Origin of the sequence: Bacillus sp. THAF10 (assembly GCF_009363695.1) — a bacterium.
Taxonomy (GTDB): domain Bacteria; phylum Bacillota; class Bacilli; order Bacillales; family Bacillaceae_I; genus Sutcliffiella_A.
Genome location: NZ_CP045403.1, coordinates 2,851,072 through 2,869,636, shown reverse-complemented (window position 1 = coordinate 2,869,636; position 18,565 = coordinate 2,851,072). Strand labels below are relative to the sequence as shown.

General features: G+C 40.8%; 19 protein-coding genes, 2 pseudogenes and 1 other annotated feature. All 21 genes and pseudogenes read left to right on the top strand.

Annotated elements, in window-relative coordinates:
* Nucleotides 1-23 precede the first annotated feature (23 nt).
* The 21 genes and pseudogenes from pilM to obgE all read left to right on the top strand — a co-directional run bounded on the left by pilM (nt 24) and on the right by obgE (nt 18,496).
* A complete protein-coding gene (pilM, locus tag FIU87_RS15030; protein WP_152445341.1) occupies nt 24-1,007 on the top strand; it encodes a type IV pilus biogenesis protein PilM in 984 nt (327 codons plus the stop codon).
* A complete protein-coding gene (locus FIU87_RS15025) occupies nt 1,007-1,600 on the top strand; it encodes a PilN domain-containing protein (protein WP_152445340.1) in 594 nt (197 codons plus the stop codon). The genes pilM and FIU87_RS15025 overlap by 1 nt, the downstream gene beginning before the upstream one ends.
* A complete protein-coding gene (locus FIU87_RS15020) occupies nt 1,597-2,310 on the top strand; it encodes a type II secretion system protein M (RefSeq protein WP_152445339.1) in 714 nt (237 codons plus the stop codon). The genes FIU87_RS15025 and FIU87_RS15020 overlap by 4 nt, the downstream gene beginning before the upstream one ends.
* Nucleotides 2,311-2,475: 165 nt before the next feature.
* On the top strand, nt 2,476-3,594 hold the full coding sequence (locus FIU87_RS15015; protein ID WP_152445338.1) for a hypothetical protein: 1,119 nt from the start codon (nt 2,476-2,478) through the stop codon (nt 3,592-3,594).
* A gap of 157 nt (nt 3,595-3,751) precedes the next feature.
* Nucleotides 3,752-4,306 carry a Maf family protein gene (locus FIU87_RS15010; RefSeq protein WP_152445337.1) on the top strand — a complete coding sequence of 185 codons (555 nt, stop codon included), beginning with the start codon at nt 3,752-3,754 and terminating at the stop codon, nt 4,304-4,306.
* Nucleotides 4,307-4,381: 75 nt separating this feature from the next.
* Nucleotides 4,382-4,849: pseudogene (locus FIU87_RS15005) on the top strand (JAB domain-containing protein); the annotation flags it as partial.
* A gap of 568 nt (nt 4,850-5,417) precedes the next feature.
* Nucleotides 5,418-7,229 carry a reverse transcriptase/maturase family protein gene (locus FIU87_RS15000; RefSeq protein WP_152446596.1) on the top strand — a complete coding sequence of 604 codons (1,812 nt, stop codon included), beginning with the start codon at nt 5,418-5,420 and terminating at the stop codon, nt 7,227-7,229.
* Between the two features lie 103 nt (nt 7,230-7,332).
* Nucleotides 7,333-7,536, top strand: a pseudogene (locus FIU87_RS14995) (JAB domain-containing protein); the annotation flags it as partial.
* 186 nt (nt 7,537-7,722) lie between these two features.
* Nucleotides 7,723-8,745: a rod shape-determining protein gene (locus FIU87_RS14990; protein ID WP_152445336.1), complete on the top strand. Its 1,023-nt coding sequence runs from the start codon at nt 7,723-7,725 to the stop codon at nt 8,743-8,745.
* Between the two features lie 14 nt (nt 8,746-8,759).
* Nucleotides 8,760-9,644, top strand: coding sequence for a rod shape-determining protein MreC (mreC, locus tag FIU87_RS14985; RefSeq protein WP_152445335.1), 885 nt, complete (start codon nt 8,760-8,762; stop codon nt 9,642-9,644).
* Nucleotides 9,641-10,162, top strand: a complete 522-nt coding sequence (gene mreD, locus FIU87_RS14980) for a rod shape-determining protein MreD (RefSeq protein WP_152445334.1) — start codon at nt 9,641-9,643, stop codon at nt 10,160-10,162. The genes mreC and mreD overlap by 4 nt, the downstream gene beginning before the upstream one ends.
* Before the next feature lie 100 nt (nt 10,163-10,262).
* Nucleotides 10,263-10,982: a septum site-determining protein MinC gene (gene minC, locus FIU87_RS14975; protein WP_152446595.1), complete on the top strand. Its 720-nt coding sequence runs from the start codon at nt 10,263-10,265 to the stop codon at nt 10,980-10,982.
* Between the two features lie 3 nt (nt 10,983-10,985).
* The gene (gene minD, locus FIU87_RS14970; RefSeq protein WP_152445333.1) at nt 10,986-11,786 is read left to right on the top strand and encodes a septum site-determining protein MinD; all 801 of its coding nucleotides are present in this window, start codon (nt 10,986-10,988) and stop codon (nt 11,784-11,786) included.
* A gap of 401 nt (nt 11,787-12,187) precedes the next feature.
* A complete protein-coding gene (locus FIU87_RS14965) occupies nt 12,188-12,967 on the top strand; it encodes a M23 family metallopeptidase (protein ID WP_152445332.1) in 780 nt (259 codons plus the stop codon).
* Nucleotides 12,957-13,826, top strand: coding sequence for a M50 family metallopeptidase (locus FIU87_RS14960; protein ID WP_301538632.1), 870 nt, complete (start codon nt 12,957-12,959; stop codon nt 13,824-13,826). The genes FIU87_RS14965 and FIU87_RS14960 overlap by 11 nt, the downstream gene beginning before the upstream one ends.
* Nucleotides 13,827-13,850: 24 nt before the next feature.
* Nucleotides 13,851-15,302, top strand: coding sequence for an Rne/Rng family ribonuclease (locus FIU87_RS14955; protein ID WP_152445331.1), 1,452 nt, complete (start codon nt 13,851-13,853; stop codon nt 15,300-15,302).
* A gap of 56 nt (nt 15,303-15,358) precedes the next feature.
* Nucleotides 15,359-15,445, top strand: a sequence feature (ribosomal protein L21 leader region).
* Nucleotides 15,446-15,461: 16 nt separating this feature from the next.
* Nucleotides 15,462-15,770 carry a 50S ribosomal protein L21 gene (rplU, locus tag FIU87_RS14950; RefSeq protein WP_152445330.1) on the top strand — a complete coding sequence of 103 codons (309 nt, stop codon included), beginning with the start codon at nt 15,462-15,464 and terminating at the stop codon, nt 15,768-15,770.
* Between the two features lie 15 nt (nt 15,771-15,785).
* Complete coding sequence (locus tag FIU87_RS14945; RefSeq protein ID WP_152445329.1) at nt 15,786-16,112, top strand: ribosomal-processing cysteine protease Prp; 327 nt, start codon at nt 15,786-15,788, stop codon at nt 16,110-16,112.
* Nucleotides 16,113-16,124: 12 nt separating this feature from the next.
* On the top strand, nt 16,125-16,415 hold the full coding sequence (gene rpmA / locus FIU87_RS14940) for a 50S ribosomal protein L27 (RefSeq protein ID WP_152445328.1): 291 nt from the start codon (nt 16,125-16,127) through the stop codon (nt 16,413-16,415).
* Between the two features lie 200 nt (nt 16,416-16,615).
* The gene (locus tag FIU87_RS14935) at nt 16,616-17,149 is read left to right on the top strand and encodes a Spo0B C-terminal domain-containing protein (protein WP_152445327.1); all 534 of its coding nucleotides are present in this window, start codon (nt 16,616-16,618) and stop codon (nt 17,147-17,149) included.
* 63 nt (nt 17,150-17,212) lie between these two features.
* Nucleotides 17,213-18,496: a GTPase ObgE gene (obgE, locus tag FIU87_RS14930; protein ID WP_152445326.1), complete on the top strand. Its 1,284-nt coding sequence runs from the start codon at nt 17,213-17,215 to the stop codon at nt 18,494-18,496.
* Nucleotides 18,497-18,565 lie beyond the last annotated feature (69 nt).

The following is an 18,565-nucleotide window of genomic DNA, read 5'->3' as shown; positions in this document are numbered from 1 at the left end:
ATTTTTACATAAGGAGTTTCTAGATGGAATTTTCATTTTTGCAACCAAAGCAAAACAATTTCATAAACTTGATTATTCGGGACCATGTTATCCGAATGATCGAATTAAAAAGCATGAATCCACTTGTTATTAAACGCACAAATGAACGATTTTTGCCGCCAAATCTAGTCAAAGATGGAAAAATTGTCGATGAAGAGGTTTTTCGTCTCATTTTAGAGGAATGTGTAGAAGACTGGGGCTTGAAACGCAAGCATGTGCGATTTGTTGTTCCAGACCAATACGTGGTTACTAGAAAGCTAACTATTCCATCTAATATCATGGATGACGAAATTATCGGTTACCTCTATCTTGAACTAGGCTCCACTATTCATCTTCCCTTTGAGGATCCGGTGTTTGATGTTCATGTTCTCAATCGCTCTGAAAAAACAGAGCTGGTTTTGTTTGCCTCCCCAGAAGAAGTGGTAACCACCTATTCCATGATGCTCGAAGAATTTAAAATGAAGCCTGCAGCAGCAGATGTTTCTCCACTTTGTCTTTATAGACTTTACTATGAATTTGGACAGCGTAATGAGCATGACCACTTGCTGATCATTCATTTTGATGTGAGCTGTATTACGTTAAGCATTTTTATGGACCATGTCCCAGTATTTATGAGAACCGTTGCGTTTCCACAAGATATGAAGGTGTGGGAGGTATCTCTTGGAAATACCCAAATGGAATGGGCAGGAGATATCGTGCAGTTTAATGTTTATTTAGAGGATTTCGCGTCAGAAGTGGAGAAAATTATGAACTTCTTCCGCTATTCTCTCAACCAAGGAAATGAGGAAATACAACGCATCTTGCTTCATGGAGATCATCCGAATCTACCATTAATCTTAGCAAAATTGAAAGAAAGAATGACCGTGCAGGTCGACTCCTTTGAGCAGGACGTGTATACACAGGACCAAGAAGCTATCGATTCTAGATACTATTACCCACTTGGCCTTGCGTTAAAAGAGGTGCGCTAATGTTAGTAGAAATAGATTTATTACCTAAAAAGAAATCTCGTAATATAACGACACCTCTTGTCTATGGCATCTGTGCTTTCTTTTGTTTGTTTGTCATCATCATGCTTTTTACATTTTCTAATCTAGTAAATAAAGATGTTCAAACAGCCCAACAGGAGCTTGAAACGGCACAGGAGCTCAGAATTGCTAAAGAAGAAGCTATGAACAGGCCGCAAAGTTCATCATCTGAAGGAAAGCTTGCGCAGACAGTAGTTTGGGCGGAAGAATATCCTCTAGAAATGGTCCCTGTCATGCAAGACCTAATTTCCTTGCTCCCAGAGAGAGGGTTTATCCAAAGCTTTTCTTATGATGAAACAGGAAATTTAAACTTAACGGTGCAATTTGATGAATCAAAGGATGCGGCTTATTTCCTTCATCACTTAAATCAATCACCGCAATATCATTCTGTTGACTTGTCTTCTATCTCAACAGCAGCTATTGATGCAGAAGACGCAATGCCACGATATATTGGACAGTTTAGTGTCGGTTTTGATCGCACTAAGTTTCAAGAAGAAACGGTAACAGAAGGGGACGGAGGGGAAGAAGAAGGATGATGATTGAAATGGAACGTAAGCATTATCTCCTCTTTGGTATCTCTGTATTGGGCATTGTTTTAGGGATTGCTGCTTTTTATTATCTTGGTTACTTGCCTCAAGAAAGAAAAGCGGAGCAGCTACAAAACGACCTGAAAATTGAGCAACAGCTTATTCAAGTATTAGATCAACAACAGGCAACGTCCGCCGCATTAAATGGCAATACGGTAGAGCTGCAGCGGAAAATTCCTGTTACTCCTTTTGTGGAACAGCTGGTGCTAGAGCTAGACAAGGCAGAGCTGCTTTCTGAAAGCACTATTGTGAATATGACCTTTGGTGATAGCGCCTTTACACCTGCTTCTACCACACTTGATGAATACGTAGAGTCGCAAACACCAGAGACCACGGAAACAGAGGTAGCTACTGAATTTATGCCAGAAGGCCTTAACAAGGTAACAGTTAATCTTGCGGTAGAGTCGGAAACCTATGAGGCGTTAAAGACATTTTTATCTTCATTAGAGAACCTCACTCGAATCACCCAAATAGAATCTGTTACGTTTACGGGACAACCAGAAGTCACGTCCACTGAACAAGTAATGGACACTTTATCTTACTCTGTAACCCTGTCAGCCTTCTACTATCCGGAGCTGCATGACCTTGTAGAAGACTTGCCGCCATTATCGGTACCAGAGCCTGCAAATAAAACCAATCCATTTCTCGACACAAACTAATTATTTCCTTGGAAATGGTCGAATCCTTGAAAGTGATAAGGAAAGTGTCGGAAAAGAATTAGGACAAGACGACAAAAGTCTTGTTCTTTTTTTTATTGCCTATGATAGGATAAAACAAAATCTGTGGAAGACATATTTTGTCAAAGGAATCCGGAGGTGGTAAAAATGAATAATCACCAGGTGAAAATCAAGATAAATGGGAAGGAAAAGCATTATCAGCACGGAAAAAAGAAAAAGAAACACTATCAGCCAAAGGAAGAGAGCCCACCTGTAGCTCCAAATGAGGAGGTGTCCTCTTACTCTGATGAGGAATTGCCTATCATTATTGTAGATGAGTCAGCAGCTGCAGCTGAAAAAAAGGAAGAGGATGAGTTTGAATGGGTGCTTCCGAAAGAACCAAAAAAACAAGAAGAGCAAGAAAAGCATGAAAACAAAGCAACCTCCCCTAAAGCTTCATATATTGAAGATCTCAGGAAAGTGAATCAATCTAAAGGACAGGCATCTCCCTTTGGAAAGAAGAAAAAATTACAATCTCCCTCCTTCTACAAGCAATTACTTCTATCCATTGGAATGGCAATAGGCATCGGTACATGTCTAGGTTTTCTCATTTTAGCAGTGATGAAAATACCGGATTCGCCACTAAACCCCGATGTGCCTGCAGCAGCACCAGTAACATCTGATAATGCAACAAATGAAAAAGGAACCACCGCAGAAGGAAGTAATAGTTTTACCATTCCAGCCCAAACCATTTCAGTATTACAAGCTGGTGCTTTTACAACAAGTGATGGAGCCACTACCGAAGTTAATCGCCTGCAAAGTGCGGGCTTTCCTGCAACTTCTGTTGGATCAGAACCGACTTATGTACTTATGGCAGTTGGCAAAAGTGTCGAGGGCATGAAAATTGTTGGTGCAGATGCTGCTGATAAAGGCTTTGAGCCGTATGCAAAAGATCTCACGTTTCCTGGAAAAACATTAGAATCGCTCTCGGCAAAAGATGTTTCCTTACTTGAGGAAGGGCAAAGCTTGTACGTCCAGCTAGTTACGGCAACTTCAATGCTGCTTGAAGGCTTAACAATAGACTCGGCGACAAATGAAGGGTTACAAAGCTCTTTGCAAAAGGTGGAAGCTATTAATAGTAGTGACTTAACAGAGGTAACTTCAGGGTATAAGAATGCGCTAATGTCTGCTTATGAAAACTTACAAATGTACCAAAGCTCCAATAATAAACAAGCATTATGGGAAGCTCAGCAAAAACTGCTCGATGCTACTTCTTTCCTATATTAATTTCATCTCAATGGCTCAAAAGTTGATTTTGGGTCATTTTTTTGTGCGGAAAATCCTTTTTGAGATTCAGACAAAGAAATTTGTTGCCTAATGATTTTTTGTGATAGGATGAAGATGTATCTCTCAAGTACGAATTACTAGCGGAAGGTGATAGCAAATGAAACCTCTTATTTTAGCCTCAGGATCCCCCAGAAGAAAGGAACTCCTCAAACAAGTACATCTCCAATTTGAAGTGAAAGTGAGTAACATCGAAGAAACATATGACCCTTCACTATCACCAGAAGAGATAGCCACAAGTCTTGCCTACCAAAAAGCAGAAAGCGTTTTTCAGGAGCATCCAGAAGCGATTGTCATTGGCTCTGACACCATTGTCGTGTTAGAGGACATGGTTCTTGGTAAACCAGTGGATGAAGCGGAAGCAAGAGAAACCCTTCGCAAGCTCAGTGGCAGTAAACATCATGTGATAAGTGGAGTGGCGATACTCAGCAAAGAAAAACAAGTGACCTTTTACGAAAAAACCGCGGTGACATTTTGGGACCTAACAGAGGATGAGATTGAATTTTACATCCAATCTGGGGAGCCGATGGATAAAGCAGGTTCTTACGGCATTCAGGAAGTTGGCGCCATTTTTGTAAAGGAAATTCAAGGAGATTATTTTTCTATTGTAGGCTTGCCACTATCCCGGACAGTTCGAGAGCTAAAGCATTTTTAATAATTCGGATGATGCCTGTCTTCTACCAAAGGGAGGAACAGGACATTGGTAACAACCACCACTTCCAAGGCGTTAATGATTAAGGATTATCCTGAGGACCAGCGACCGCGTGAGCGTTTGGTTCAGGATGGACCAAAAAGCTTATCCAATCATGAGCTTCTTGCCATATTACTCAGGACAGGGTCAAAGGAAGAATCTGTTCTGCAGCTTGCCAATAAGCTACTCACTCATTTTGAAGGATTACGTCTCTTAAAAGATGCATCAATTGAGGAGATTACGGGAGTGAAAGGAATTGGAAATGTAAAAGCTGTGCAAATTATGGCTGCGATAGAGCTTGGCAGAAGAATTCATCGTTTGCAATATGAAGATCGTTATGTCATCCGATCACCAGAAGATGCAGCAAACTATGTGATGGAGGACATGCGCTTTCTATCCCAAGAGCATTTCGTTTGCCTTTACCTCAACACCAAAAATCAAGTTCTTCATCAGCAGACCATTTTTATCGGCAGCTTAAATGCGAGCATCGTTCACCCGCGCGAGATAGTGCGCCCATAAGGACATTTAGAAAATCTGCTCTGGCAAGGTAGTAGGGAATTATCACAATTCTTACCCTATCATCAGTCAACTTATCCGAGAGGGAAACCAAACGGGGAGTGTAGCATGTTGGCAAAGCCATAAGTTGTCTAGTTACCAAGGCACGACTGAATGGCGAGGTGAAATTCATAGACAAGGATGAAAGCTGAATTGCTTGAATGATAGCTCAAGGAGGACTACGGGGACCTTCAGCGGGAGGTAACGATATACGCTGTGCGAAATATGCATGTTTCTTAAAAATTTCGAGAAACATGAAGTGATACTATTTCGACCATCTTCTATATAGAATGAAACGAGCGAAAGTCACATCCGAAACTATTGATTTGCTATGTTTCTAAATGTCTAAATGGGGATTGCCTAAGTTGGAAAGCCATACAAAGGCTATGACAGATGTGTCTGAATATCCAATATGGCAACGGAACTCTCGTAGTAGTCCGAGATAGGGAAAGCCTATTACATGGCGAAGGAGAGTAGTTTATCGAGTTTAATACAAAATTGGGAAGGAGCGCGAGGCTCTATGAGAAATCCAAAAGTAGTATTAAGCAATCTGACTTCCAAAGCAAAAGAGGAAAATTATTCTTTTGAGAGACTGTATCGAAACCTTTATAATATTGAATTTTACTTAGAAGCCTATGCTAAGATTTACCCAAATAAAGGAAGTAGCACAAAAGGTATTAATAACGATACAATCGACGGAATGAGTATAATCAGAATGGAGAGTCTAATTGAGAAACTAAAAGACCAAACATATCAGCCAAAACCAGCACGAAGAACGTATATTCCAAAGAAGAACGGAAAACTAAGAGCTTTAGGTCTTCCAACTTTTGAGGATAAGTTAATCCAAGAAGTCGTAAGGCGCATTCTGGAAAGTATCTATGAACCACAGTTCTCAAATCACTCACATGGTTTCAGAACAAATCGAAGTTGTCACACTGCACTTAAAGAAATACGTAACACATTCACTGGAACTAGATGGTTTGTTGAAGGGGATATTAAAAGTTTCTTTGATAATATTGACCATCACGTTTTGATTCAACTGCTACGAAAAAGGATTAAAGATGAAAAATTCATTAATCTAATTTGGAAGTTTCTACGAGCAGGATATGTAGAAGACTGGGTTCTTCACAAAACTTATAGTGGCACACCTCAGGGGGGAATCATAAGTCCATTATTGTCCAATATTTATTTACATGACTTAGATAAATATGTGGAGCAATATTCTGAGCGTTATAACAAAAGTGAAAAACGCGCGCATAACTTGGTATATCATACTATCGCTTCCAAAATCGCGAAACGTAAAAGTAACAATAAACGTGATTGGGAAACACTATCTGAAAAAGAAAAATCTGAGAAACTAAAAGAATTAAAGGCTCTTTACAAAGAACTTCAAAGTCACGACAGTAAAGACCTTTTTGACCCAAACTATCGTCGAATCAAATATGTTCGTTACGCAGACGACTTCATCATTGGTGTAATAGGAAGCAAGAATGAGGCAGAGCAAATCAAACAAGATTTAACAGACTTCTTGGTAATGGAATTAAAATTAGAACTTAGTGCTGAAAAAACGTTGATTACACATAGTGAAAAAAATGCTCGTTTCCTAAGTTATGATATTCGTGTAGCAAGAGATTGGCACAGAATGAAGATGCCAAATGGTACAAAGAAACGGAAGTTTAATTATCAAACAAAGCTATTTGTACCCCACGAAAAATATATCAAGAAACTCGTCGATTTAGGCGCTTTAAAAATTGGAAATAGCAATGGGTGGAAACCTGTCCATCGACCGTATTTAGTGCATAACGATGATTTAGAAATCCTTCGTACTTACAATGCTGAGATTGAGGGCTTATACAACTACTATTGTTTAGCTAGTAATGTTCACGTTCTTCAATCATTTCGACAAACAATGAAGTACAGTATGATTAAAACTTATGCCAACAAATATAAAACTACCGTTAGTAAAACAATCGCTAAATATAATATTTACGGGAGTTTCGGTGTACGTTACGAAACGAAGGAAGGCAAAAAAACTGCCTATTTTACGGAGAAACGGATGGAGAAAAGTAGGGAAGTAAAACATCGGAAAATAGATACGGTTGAACTTACATTCGCTTATGGTGGCAGGACAAGCTTAATTGACCGCCTTTTAGCAGAAAAATGTGAGTGGTGCGGTACTAGTGGTGTACCTCTAGAAATGCATCACATACATAAGCTAAAGGATTTGGATGGTAAGAAGCGATGGGAACAACATATGATTGCACGACGTAGAAAAACTATTGCAATGTGTGTTCCTTGTCACCATAACCTTCACAATGGAAAGTTAGACTGATAAATGGAAAGCCGTATACTCTGAGAGGAGTACGTACGGTTTGGAGGGGAGTTCTCGGAAACCTATTTAGGTAACTAAGAAAGGCGCTGGGTTCTCACCCTACTTTAAAGAAGCTTTCCGTCGTTCTGCAGCCTCTTTCATCTGTTTACATAATCATCCTTCCGGAGATCCTGCACCAAGCAGGGAGGATATTGATGTGACAAAAAGATTGAGTGAATGTGGAAAGATAATTGGAATAGAACTTTTGGACCACCTAATAATTGGAGACCAAAAATTTATTAGTTTAAAAGAAAAAGGGTATGTGTAATACTATGCTTTTTCCTTTTCCTACGATATAATATTACTCATGAGTTTGGAAGGACACCCTTCTTAATCCATCAACTTCTACACTTAACCAAATCCACATTGTAATGAAAATATCAGGACAGGCTTCGTCCGTTTTATTATTTTTCATTTACCACTTATTACGCTATAGTATCAGAAAGGGAGATACATTTATATGTTTGGAACGAGAGATCTTGGTATTGACTTAGGAACAGCCAATACATTAGTTTTTATTAAAGGAAAAGGAATCGTTGTGCGCGAGCCGTCAGTAGTGGCACTCCAAACAGATTCAAGACAAATTGTAGCAGTTGGAAATGATGCGAAGAACATGATTGGTCGTACGCCAGGAAATGTCGTAGCGCTTCGTCCAATGAAGGATGGCGTCATTGCTGATTACGAAACAACAGCGACAATGATGAAGTATTATATTAAACAAGCATTGAAAAACAAAAGCTCCTTCTCACGAAAGCCATATGTAATGGTGTGTGTGCCATCTGGTATTACTGCCGTGGAAGAGAGAGCAGTTATTGATGCGACCCGCCAAGCCGGAGCACGTGATGCGTATCCTATAGAGGAGCCATTTGCAGCAGCAATTGGGGCAAATCTTCCAGTATGGGAACCAACAGGTAGCATGGTGGTGGATATTGGTGGCGGAACAACAGAGGTAGCCATCATTTCCTTAGGTGGAATCGTAACAAGTCAGTCCATTCGGGTTGCTGGGGATGAAATGGACGATGCGATTATTGCCTACATTCGTAAAAACTACAATCTTATGATTGGAGAGCGTACGGCAGAAGCACTTAAGGTAGAGGTTGGGTCTGCTGGAGATGCAGAAGGAATTGAGCCAATGGATATTCGTGGTCGCGACTTGTTAACAGGATTACCTAAAACAGTTGAAATTTCCGCGAAAGAAGTGGCAGACGCATTAAGCGATACGGTAACGACGATTGTTGATTCTGTCAAAGCGACGTTAGAACGCACGCCTCCAGAGCTTGCTTCTGATATCATGGACCGCGGGATTGTCCTTACTGGTGGAGGTGCATTGCTCCGAAACCTTGACAAAGTGATTAGCGAAGAAACAAAAATGCCGGTGATTATTGCTGAAAATCCACTGGACTGTGTTGCTATTGGTACAGGTAAAGCATTAGATTATATTGATGAGTTTAAAAAGAAATCAAGAGATTATCGCTAAGAAGGTGTTAAGTCATGCCACAATTTTTCCTCAATAAAAGATTAATCATTTTGTTGGTGAGCTTAATTATTCTAGTGGCATTGATTGGTTTTTCTTTGAGAGAACGGGACGATTTGACATGGCCTGAGCAGTTTGTAAAAGACTCCACAGGCTTTGTTCAATCTATCTTTTATAGACCCGCACATTTTGTCGCGGGTTTCTTTGATAATGTAGGTTATTTAAAAGATACGTATGAAGAGAATAAACTACTGCGCGCCAGACTAGAAGAATATGCTCTTTTAGAAACAAAAGTTCAAAAGCTAGAAAAGGAAAACGAAGAGTTCCGAGAGCTTGTCGGAGAACTTGATTCGCTTCGTGACTATGAAGCAAAACCAGCTACCGTTATTGCTAGAAACCCTGATCAATGGGTAGAACAGGTGACTGTCAACAAAGGAAAGCAAAACGGCGTGGAAAAAGACATGGCCGTTGTAACGTCAGCAGGACTTATTGGGAAAGTAAAACAAGCCAATGCCTTTACTTCTACTGTTCAGTTATTAAGCTCACTCGATCCTAAAAATCGTATATCTGCATACATACAAGGAGATGAAGAGATTTTTGGATTAATAGAGGGCTACGACCAAGAAAAAGGGGCCCTCCTATTAAAACGTATTCCTCACCAGGCGGAAGTGAAAGAAGGAGAAAAGGTTCTCTCCTCTGGACTTGGTGGTGTGTTTCCACAAGGTTTAATGATTGGAGAAGTAATCGAAGTTGTTGCAGATGAATATGGCCTAACCCAAACGGCATATGTGAAGCCAGCAGCTGACTTTTATAATATCAGCCATGTGATCATCGTAGAAAGAGCATTAATACAACAGGAGGAAGCACCTGAAGACACAACAGAAGAGGGGGGCTCGGAGTGAGGAAATACGTCTTACCGGCCCTGCTTCTCTTCTGTTTTATTATGGAAAGCATGACAGTGGATTTTTTTGGCATCCGTACGTTGCATGAGGATTGGATTATTGTACCGAGATTTATGCTCATCATCATTGTACTCTGTTCAATCTACACAAGTCCTTATGTTGGGTTTATCTGTGCCATTTTGTTTGGCTTTTTATATGACGTGGTCTATACAGAAATCCTCGGTGTTTACTTATTTGCATTTGGAATCTCCGTTTATGTTGTTGCGGTAATCCTGCGCTTAGTGAATACTAACTTTTTTCTATCGTTTCTAATGGTACTAGTAGGGATAATAGTTACAGAGCATATTGTCTATGGAATTCATTCCTTAATTGGTACTACCTTATTAACCCATACCGAATTTTTGACAACTAGGCTGTTGCCAACACTAGGCTTTAATGCCATTATTGCACTTGTCCTATTATTTCCTATTAAACTTTTCATGGAACGCTTGGCAATTGAACAAAAAGACGAACTCTAAAAGAAGCCCAATGCCTTACACAAGGTGGGCTTTTCCATTTTTACGATAAAAGACAAAATTTTATTTTTATCTGATATAGGAAAAAGGAAATAGAAGGATGATGTCGAATTATATACTTGTTGAGGTGAACGTCGTGAATAGACAAAAACAACAGTATGTAACCATAAAAGGAACAAAAGAGGGGTTAACCCTGCATCTCGATGATACATGCTCATTTCAAGAGCTTTTAGCTGAAATAGATGCAAAACTAACATCGAATAAAGATCCTGAAGAAACACCTCTAATAGGGGTGCGACTAAAGGTTGGTAATCGTTTTTTAACGAAAAAACAAGAAGAAAAACTACGAGATGTTATTCGCAGTAAAAAGAATTTCCTTGTCGAAAACATCGAAAGCAATGTTGTTACAAAGGAACAAGCCTTTCAGTGGAATAAACAAACAGAAATTGTCCCTGTCGCGAAAATGATTCGCTCAGGTCAAGTGCTAGAGGTAGAAGGAGATCTTCTGCTAATAGGTGATATTAACCCTGGAGGTACGGTGAAAGCCGGCGGGAACATTTTCGTTCTTGGAGCACTGCGTGGAAATGCCTATGCAGGCCTTCAAGGAAAACAGGATGCGGTAATTGCCGCAAGCCTAATGAAACCAACCTTACTTTCCATCAACGAAACCATTAATCGTGCTCCTGACATTACCGAACAGCTAGAAAGTTCGCATGAAATGGAATGTGCCTATATTGATGAGGAAGAACAGATTGTTATAGACCGCTTACAAGTACTTTCACATCTTAGACCGATGTTAACACGGCTTGAAAGGAGAATGTAACAAGTGGGAGAGGCTATTGTAATCACTTCTGGTAAAGGTGGAGTCGGAAAGACCACCACTTCTGCAAATATTGGAACGGCTCTTGCCTTACAAGGGAAAAGAGTATGTTTAGTAGATACAGATATTGGACTTAGAAATTTAGATGTTGTCATGGGACTTGAAAACCGTATCATCTATGACCTTGTCGACGTTGTGGACGGACGTTGCAAAACACATCAAGCTCTAATAAATGATAAACGTTTTGAATGTCTAAAGCTCTTACCAGCTGCCCAAACAAGTGATAAATCTGCGGTAAAGCCAGAGCAAATGAAAAAACTGATCATGGAATTAAAGCAAGACTATGATTATATTATTATCGATTGCCCAGCTGGAATTGAGCAGGGCTTTCAAAATGCGATAGCTGGTGCCGACCAAGCAATTGTGGTCACTACACCGGAAGTATCCTCTGTCCGTGATGCAGACCGAATTATCGGTTTGCTTGAAAAAGAGGAGCATATCAAAGCTCCACGACTCATCGTAAACCGAATTCGAAATCATATGATGAAAAACGGCGAAATGCTAGACGTGGACGAAATTGTCTCCATTTTAGCCATCGACATCATCGGAATTGTCGCTGATGACGATAGTGTCATCCGTGCATCTAACAGCGGCGAACCAATTGTTATGGACCCAAACAGCAAAGCGTCCCTCGCCTACCGCAACATCGCAAGACGTATTCTAGGCGAATCCGTGCCTTTGCAATCACTTGAAGATGAGCCAAAAGGCTTTATGTATCAGGTGAAAAAGTTTTTTGGGGTTAGGTAATAGAATAAGAAAAGCTAGCTCGAATTTTTTGAGCTAGCTTTTTTATGTTCATGGCTTTTGGGGTGCGTGGTTTAGATTGATAGCTCAAGATTTAACTATATGATCTACTTTTTAATTTAATAAGCCACTTTAAAAATATATAAGCCACTTTTTAAAATTATCTTCTAATTCAGGGCAGATAAAGGCCATTCGACAAAGATTGATAATTTTCGCCACTCCACCCACTGCCAACTTCCCACCCTTCGCTTCCTAAACCAACTCTTCCTAAAAACCGCCGAACCCATCATCCCATCCTGAAGCTACTCCACAAAACTTTTTATCTTCCCTCACCACCTCTCCGTCATATCCCTCCCGGACAAGTCATAAACTGGTACAAACCTACTTATGGGAAGGGTGTTTGTATGAATGAGCGGTTAGCGGAAATGAGGAGACGGGCGGCTAAGCGTAAGAGGGAGCGAGGGCATCAGCTTCCAAAACGCAATAAGACGATATCCTCTATCGTGAAGGATGAAGAGCGGTATGGTGGGTCAAGCTTTACTTCCTTTGAAGGTGGTCCGGATGAAAATAAGCATCATCCACTATTTAGTAAGGGGCATTTTCTCTTTAAAATTTTGGCCTCCGCCATTCTCGTGTTAGTGGTTGCAATCTTGTTTCAAAAGCCTGCCGGGGGAGTGCTAGTGAAGCCTCAACAATTTGTGACGAATACGATGGAAGAAAGCTTTCAATTTGCGGCCTTTACCGAGTGGTATGAGGAGAAGTTCGGCGGTTCCTTGGCACTCCTTCCATTACCAGAATCAAAGGACGATCCAAGTAATAACCCTGATTTTGTCATGCCTGCGTCAGGCAGAGTATTTGAGAGCTTTGAAGCGAACGGGCAGGGTGTAATGGTAGAAACCCTCGCGCATTCAAACGTAGAAGCAATGAGGAAAGGAAATGTAACGTTTGTTGGGAACAAGCCTGATACAGGAAAAACAGTCATCATTCAGCATGCTGATAAAAGCTATAGCTGGTACGGTCATCTAGGGGAAGTTCAAGTGAAACTTTATGATTTTGTGGAAACGGGGAATGTTATTGGCAAAACTACCATTTTAGAGGATGGTTCGAAAGGGATGTTTTACTTTGCGATTCAAAAGGATAATGAGTTTATTGACCCAATGCAGGTGATTTCCTTTGAAGAATAAATGGCTGCAGCTACTTCAAAAAATCCATATTCATCCCCTTATGTGGTTTTTGGCAGGACTAGCTATTCTGACAGCCAATTTCCGAGAGCTTATATTGTTATTTGCTATCGTCCTTATTCACGAATTAGGACACGGATTCGCAGCGACGTACTATAACTGGCGAATAAAGCAGGTGCTTTTGCTTCCTTTTGGCGGGGTGGCAGAAACAGAGGAGCATGGAAACCGGCCATTAAAAGAAGAGCTAATTGTCACACTGGCTGGTCCGCTTCAGCATGTGTGGATGGCTGCAGGTGGCTATCTGCTCTTTAAGCTTGGCTTTATATCGGCGGGAAGCTGGGAGCTTTTTGCTACTTTTAATATGATGATCCTACTTGTTAATCTTTTGCCAATTTGGCCGCTTGATGGGGGAAAGGTGATGGGACTACTCTTTAGCAGGTTTTCGGCCTACCGGGAGGCACAAGAACATACGCTAAAGGCTTCGTTCCTTTTTTTGGCCCTTTTTCTTGCGGTGTATCTGATCATTGATCCACTGCATATCAATTTTTGGATTATTACTGTGTTTTTGTTTCTGACATTATATAAGGAATGGAAGCAGCGGCATTTTGTTTTTATGCGTTTTTTAATGGAAAGATACTACGGGAAAAGTGCTTCCTTCCACTCCATCACCCCTATAATTGTCGATGAAAAAGAAAAAATCCACACCGTCCTGCAAAAATTTAAGCGAAATTGTAAGCATAACATCATCGTCATGAAAGGAACGGAAAAGCAGCCCCCGCTTGATGAAAATGAACTATTGCACGCGTATTTTAAGGAGAAGTTGACGACCATTGACATTGGCGATATGCTTTATTCATACTAAACGTGAAAGCTGGGGCATGGAAAGTTGATTGAATTAATCATGAATTTAAAAGCTACAGAAAAACGGATTGCCGTTAAAGAGGATGATAAGCTTGTAGAACTTCTTCTCGATCGGCCCGATTCTCATGCAATAGAAGGTAATATTTATATCGGTCGCGTTGTGAATGTGCTTAGTGGCATGCAAGCTGCATTTGTCGATATTGGACAAAGTAAGCATGGCTTCATTCACCGCGACCATTTGTGTTCCTTTCAAACCTCCACCCTCCCAAAATCAGAAAAAGAACAAAAGGGAATTGGTCATTTTGTTCATCAAGGGGAGGCCATTCTTGTTCAGGTAATGAAAGAAGGAGAAGGGACAAAGGGGCCAAAGCTAACAAGTTTACTTGAATTTCCTGGTACTAACCTCGTCTACCAGCCTTATGGAAAATATAAAGCCATATCGAAAAAGATGTCCGACACCAATAGAAAAGCGTGGCGTAAGCACTTAGGAGAATGGCTGACAGCAGATGAAGGAGTGGTACTGCGAACATCAAGTGAGGGAATAGAACCAGAAGTGGTAGCAGCGGAATTGTTGGATTTGCAGCAGCAATTTCTACAAGTACAGCAGCTAGCAGACGCAGTGAAAAAAATTCCTTCCTTATTATTAGAAGAAGACCAGTTTGTCTCAAAATTAGTTCGTGAAATTCCTCCGCATGAAGTTAAACTTGTAGAAGTAGATGATGCACCAACCTACCAGCTTTTGAAAAAGAAAGGCTATCCTCTCCGTTTTTATCAAGGAAAGGAAAATCTTTTTAAAAGAAGAGGGTTGGAGCAGGAGCTGGAAAAAGCGCTCAAGAAAATTGTCTGGCTCCCAAGCGGAGGCTACATCATCATCGAACACACCGAAGCTATGACGGTCATCGATGTGAATACCGGTAAATATACAGGGAAGACGACTCTGTCTGACACGGTTCTAAAAATAAACAAGGAAGCTGCCGTTGAAATTGCAAGGCAGCTCCGCTTACGTCATATAGGTGGCATCATTATCATTGATTTTATTGATATGAAAAAGGATGAGGAACGTGCGCAAGTAGTCGCCCTCATGGAAACAGTGGTTAAAAAAGACAGATCGAAAGTAAGAGTTGTTGGTTTTACGGAACTAAACCTCCTGCAACTAACACGAAAAAAAATCAGGGAACCTTTGACCAACCTGCTGCTAGCTCCCTGTACTAGCTGTGAAGGAAAAGGAGTGACATTTTCTGCTAAAACGCTCGCTTACCAGCTAGAAAGAGAATTACTCGAACTGAACAGCAGTGATGCGGAGGCTGTCATTATTGAAGCTCATTCAGCAGTAGCAGAAAGTCTTTCCTATTTGCCAGAAATGAAGGAACGAATAGCCCTTAAGCTTTATTTTAAAGAATCGCGTGAAAGGGGCTCCTTTCAAGTTATTTTTGTTGGGTCAGATAAAGATGCAAATGAACGTTTAAAATCGCTATAACCTTATTGACACCAACGTTTATAGTATGCTAAGATGTTCTTTGTTAGTTTGTAGCACCCGTGCTACAACCGCTCAGTCCAGGTTTATTGAAAATATGACGTATATCGTACATATACCTGACACTGGCGAGTCTGAGTTAACTATAGGAGGTGCAATAGTATGTACGCAATTATTGAAACAGGTGGTAAGCAAATCAAGGTTGAAGCAGGTCAAACGATCTATGTGGAAAAGCTTGATGGTGCGAACGGAGATGTAGTAACTTTTGACAAGGTTCTTTTCGTAGGTGGCAACGATGTTAAAGTTGGTAGCCCACTAGTAGCTGGAGCAACTGTAACAGCGAAAGTTGAAAAGCAAGGCCGTGCGAAGAAGCTTACAGTCTTCAAGTACAAAGCGAAGAAAAACTACCGCAAAAAGCAAGGTCATCGTCAACCTTACACAAAGCTTGTTGTTGATGCAATCAACCTGTAAGCTTAAGGTGATGTAATGATTAAAGTAACAATTAAACGAGACGATCAGCAATTGATCCATTCGTTTACCATAACTGGACATGCAAACTTTGCGAAAAAAGGTGCCGACATTGTTTGTGCCGGTGTTTCCGCAGTTTCCTTTGGAGCTGTTAACGCCGTTATCTCACTTTGTAACGTAACTCCTGATATAGAGCAAGGAGCAGACGGGTTTCTCCGCTGTTCGGTTCCTTCCGATTTGGACGAATCAACATTTGAGAAAGTACAACTGCTACTGGAAGGTATGGTAGTGTCTTTACAGACGATAGAACGTGATTATGGAAATTATATAACCATTTCTAACTAGGAGGTGGAATACATGTTAAGATTAGATCTTCAGTTCTTTGCTTCCAAAAAGGGAGTAGGTAGTACTAAAAACGGACGTGACTCTATCGCGAAACGTCTTGGCGCTAAGCGTGCAGACGGCCAAATGGTTACTGGTGGTTCTATTTTATACCGTCAACGCGGTACGAAAATTTACCCAGGTGCAAACGTTGGACGTGGTGGAGACGACACATTGTTCGCGAAGGTTGACGGAATCGTTCGTTTCGAGCGTTTAGGCCGTGACCGCAAGCAAGTAAGCGTATATCCTGTTGCACAAGAAGCATAATCTTATGCACATGCCCTAGCCTATGTTGTAGGTTAGGGTTTTTTTGTTGAGGAAAGGGTATACAGAAATATTGACAATTTTTTCACTTGGTGTTCGGCAACAAGCCTTCTTTCACCCTCTCTCGCCATTTCTATGCTATAATCGACATATTGAGCAGGAACGGCACGAGAATAAAAAGCAGAGCTAGGAGAACGGTATACATGAGAAAAAGAGAAACGTTGGAAGTTCTTCGTCATTCCAGACATGATTGGCTTAATCGGCTGCAATTGATAAAGGCCAATCTGTCATTAGGGCGCTTTGAGCGAGTAAATAATTTGATCGATGAAATTGTACTAGAGGCAAATCATGAATCAAGTCTTACCAATTTACAGGCTCCGGCGTTTGCAGAATCGTTAATCACCTATCACTGGGAGCCACGCTTATTCTCTATGGAATATGAAGTAATCGGACATCCTGTTGTACTGTCTAAAAAGGACAATATCCTTTTTGAATGGATTACATCCTTTTTTTCTAGGCTTGAACAATCTGTAGATAAAAAAAATGACAACCATGTGTTTTTAAGTTTGCACATGGAAGAATGGGAAGTTCGTTTCTTTTTTGATATAAATGGAATACTAGAAAAGACAAGCTATATTAAAGAGTGGCTCGAAAATCAGCCAGCAGGCTTTACGGTTAATCAAGCCGAAGTTGGCAAAGAAGAAAGTACCATTCAAGTATCATTGCAGTTGCCATGATGCGATAAAAATGAACATAAAAGACAGAACCTTGTCTTTTTATGATATCGGAGTGAATAAACAATGTTTGTTGATCAGGTCAAAATATACGTAAAAGGTGGAGACGGCGGAAATGGAATGGTAGCATTCCGTCGTGAAAAGTATGTACCAGATGGCGGGCCAGCTGGTGGGGATGGCGGAAACGGAGCAAATGTTATTCTTCAAGTTGATGAAGGCCTTCGTACCCTTATGGACTTCCGCTATAAGCGTCACTTTAAAGCTAACCGTGGCGAGCATGGTATGTCCAAAAACCAACATGGTAGAAACTCGGAAAGCATGATTGTAAAAGTACCACCGGGAACGGTTGTCATGGATGATGATACAAAAGAAACTCTTGCTGATTTAACAGAGCATGGACAGCAATTCGTTGTTGCCAAAGGTGGACGTGGGGGACGTGGGAATACCCGTTTCGCTACACCAAGAAATCCTGCTCCAGAGATTTCCGAAAACGGAGAGCCTGGACAAGAGCGCTATGTTATTCTTGAGCTGAAGGTGCTAGCAGATGTTGGACTTGTTGGATTTCCAAGTGTAGGAAAATCCACGCTTCTATCTGTCGTTTCTGCAGCAAAACCAAAAATTGCAGAATATCATTTTACGACCATCGTTCCAAACCTTGGAGTGGTCGAAACAGAAGACGGCCGCAGCTTTGTTATGGCAGATCTACCTGGATTGATTGAAGGAGCACATGAAGGGATTGGACTTGGTCATCAATTCCTCCGTCATATTGAACGCACTAGGGTTATTTTACATGTGGTTGATATGGGAGGACTTGAGGGGCGTGATCCTTACGACGATTTTGTCACCATCAATCAAGAGTTAAAGGAGTATAATCTCCGCTTAACGGAGCGTGCCCAAATAGTTGTTGCTAACAAAATGGATATGCCGGATTCTGAAGAAAACCTGGAGAAGTTTAAAGCACAGGTTGGCGAAGATGTGAAAGTCTTCCCAATATCTGCACTCACAAGAAGCGGTCTTCGTGATCTTCTTTTTGCCGTAGCTGATGAACTGGAGCATGCACCGGAATATCCTTTATATGAAGAGGAAGCAATTGAACAACGCGTGGTATACAAGCATGAAAAAGAAGAACTGGACTTCAGAATTACAAGAGATCCAGACGGGGCTTATGTCCTTTCAGGTGAAAAGCTTGAAAAACTGTTTGTGATGACAAACTTTAACCATGAAGAGTCCATTAGACGCTTTGCCCGTCAGCTTCGTGGTATGGGTGTAGACGAAGCTTTACGTGCACGTGGTGCGAAGGATGGAGACATCGTACGTCTACAGAAATATGAATTTGAATTTGTTGAATAGAATAAAATCACACAGAGGGGATAATTTAGTTTATCCTCTCTTCTTTACATACAAGTAGTCTAACCTTAC

Bases quoted from the DNA above. Each gene is read 5' to 3' on its own strand.
- rpmA (WP_152445328.1), top strand. From the start codon at position 16,125: ATGTTAAGATTAGATCTTCAGTTCTTTGCTTCCAAAAAGGGAGTAGGT.
- obgE (WP_152445326.1), top strand. From the start codon at position 17,213: ATGTTTGTTGATCAGGTCAAAATATACGTAAAAGGTGGAGACGGCGGA.
- FIU87_RS15020 (WP_152445339.1), top strand. From the start codon at position 1,597: ATGATGATTGAAATGGAACGTAAGCATTATCTCCTCTTTGGTATCTCT.
- FIU87_RS15025 (WP_152445340.1), top strand. From the start codon at position 1,007: ATGTTAGTAGAAATAGATTTATTACCTAAAAAGAAATCTCGTAATATA.
- rplU (WP_152445330.1), top strand. From the start codon at position 15,462: ATGTACGCAATTATTGAAACAGGTGGTAAGCAAATCAAGGTTGAAGCA.
- FIU87_RS14945 (WP_152445329.1), top strand. From the start codon at position 15,786: ATGATTAAAGTAACAATTAAACGAGACGATCAGCAATTGATCCATTCG.
- FIU87_RS15010 (WP_152445337.1), top strand. From the start codon at position 3,752: ATGAAACCTCTTATTTTAGCCTCAGGATCCCCCAGAAGAAAGGAACTC.
- FIU87_RS14935 (WP_152445327.1), top strand. From the start codon at position 16,616: ATGAGAAAAAGAGAAACGTTGGAAGTTCTTCGTCATTCCAGACATGAT.
- FIU87_RS14965 (WP_152445332.1), top strand. From the start codon at position 12,188: ATGAATGAGCGGTTAGCGGAAATGAGGAGACGGGCGGCTAAGCGTAAG.
- pilM (WP_152445341.1), top strand. From the start codon at position 24: ATGGAATTTTCATTTTTGCAACCAAAGCAAAACAATTTCATAAACTTG.
- FIU87_RS15015 (WP_152445338.1), top strand. From the start codon at position 2,476: ATGAATAATCACCAGGTGAAAATCAAGATAAATGGGAAGGAAAAGCAT.
- mreC (WP_152445335.1), top strand. From the start codon at position 8,760: ATGCCACAATTTTTCCTCAATAAAAGATTAATCATTTTGTTGGTGAGC.
- minC (WP_152446595.1), top strand. From the start codon at position 10,263: ATGTCGAATTATATACTTGTTGAGGTGAACGTCGTGAATAGACAAAAA.
- FIU87_RS15000 (WP_152446596.1), top strand. From the start codon at position 5,418: ATGAGAAATCCAAAAGTAGTATTAAGCAATCTGACTTCCAAAGCAAAA.